The organism is Xenorhabdus sp. NBAII XenSa04 (genome assembly GCF_963866145.1).
Classification (GTDB): Bacteria; Pseudomonadota; Gammaproteobacteria; order Enterobacterales; family Enterobacteriaceae; genus Xenorhabdus; species Xenorhabdus indica.
Genome location: NZ_CAWMEB010000277.1, coordinates 1 through 1799 on the forward strand (window position 1 = coordinate 1; position 1799 = coordinate 1799).

Sequence of the window (1799 nt, forward strand, 5' to 3'; positions counted from 1 at the left end):
AGGCTCTGGCCGGTCATGGCGCTGTACTGGATGCGTTCTTCTTCCGGGATCAGGTTCAGTACGGCATCCATTAATGAGGATTTGCCGGCGGCACTGCTGCTCTGGATCAGGACGGCTAAGGGTTTGGGTAACTTTCGGCTCACGGCCGCCAAAAAGCCCGCCAGTAAGTTAGTGGATTCGCCGACTACGCCGCAGGCGGCTAAGTCAGCGGTAATACGCGCCGTCAAGTACGGATCTTGCAGTAACGCCAGTGCTGCTTCCCGTTCCGCGATCCCCATCTCCGGTACGTTGGGGCCGGTGTCCGCGGGTTGTTGCTGCCACTGTTCGATCGCCAGTAACACCTGCCCCAGCGAACGCCGCAGATCCGCTTCGCCCAGCCCCAGCTCAGCCGCAGCCAGACGCGCATAACTGTGGCGGGAACGGGCACTGATCAGATCAACGCCATCCGCGAACAACACGCCGCTTTGCCTGTCCAGCACCTGCGCATTGAGTTTCATCACGGCAGCGCCGGCTTTGACTGTGCCCATGCCGCGCAGACACCATTGTAATGTGCCGACCGAGATCAGCAGCTCGCCGTTGTCGCCGGATTCACACACCACATTCGGCGTCACGCGGGGCACAGGTTCAGCGGCTAAGATGACTGTTGGTTCGGGGTCAACGGCGGGTTCAACTGTCTGGCGTTCAACGATAACGAGATCGGCAGCTTCCTGCATCGGTACGGCACTCTCAAGCAGCAGGGCAAAGGCGGATTCGGGTTCTGCCATCTGACACAGATAACCGTTCGCATCCCTGCCCGGCGGGAACACCACGCGCAGCGGTGTGATCCCTTTGGCAACCAATGCTGACGCCAGTTTGACCGCCGCTTCATTGCCTGCACTGTCATTGTCGAACGCGATCAGTACCTGCTTAATGCCGTAGTGTTCGAACGCCCGCCAGTGATCCGCTGTGACGCCATTTACGCCATAGGCGGCAGTCACATTGCGTTGCCCCGTTACCCAGAACGACATCGCATCAATCAGCGATTCACACAGGATCAACGTCTTGGACGTACCCAGCGCGGTTTCATTCCAGACGCCACCATGCGCCCCCGGCAGATACAGATGCAACGGTGTGCCCGGTCGCAGACGATCCGTGATTTTACGCCCGTACACTTCCTGTATCTGCCCCTCAGGACTGATCACCGGCACAACCAGTGAACCAACAAAATGCTCATGCCCTGATTTTCGCATCACGCCAGCGGCCTGTAAGCGTTGGCGGACATCAGACCCGTCTTTGGTGTATTTACTGCCGGGCAGACGGTAAGCGAGCGTCCGGTTGGCAAAACCCAGCTTAAACTGCGTGACTAATTCAGGATGATTGAGCCGCCGCTTCGCCAGATACGCCTGTGCTTCCGGCGCATTCAGCAACGTATGGTGATAGAACCCAATCACCCGCCATAACAGCCCCTGTTGCCCGATAGCATCACTGACCAGCTCCGCAGGTTGCACCAACGGCTCTACCGAGGGATTGACTCCTAACACCGCGCGCAGGCGTTCCACGGCATGGCGCAGGCTTAACCCTTCGGTTTTCATCACCCAGTCCAGCACCGAGCCGCCCGCACTGCAACCAAAACAGTGATAGAGATTTTTTGACGGTGTGATGACCATCGAGGGCGTTTTCTCTTCATGGAACGGGCACAGCACAACCATGTCTTTGCCGCGCTTAAAGAGCTGCCGGCCTTGTTGCTCGATAACGGCCACTAAAGAGACGGCGGCTTTCAGGTGCTGTAATTCTGCGTCGGGGATGCGAGCCATAAAAAT

1 protein-coding gene is annotated in these 1799 nt (G+C 58.2%); it reads right to left on the reverse strand.

From position 1 onward, the window contains the following. The coding region (locus tag AAC147_RS10180) for a CHC2 zinc finger domain-containing protein (protein ID WP_047686520.1) at positions 1-1793 on the reverse strand (1793 nt) is incomplete at its 3' end. Positions 1794-1799: the final 6 nt, after the last annotated feature.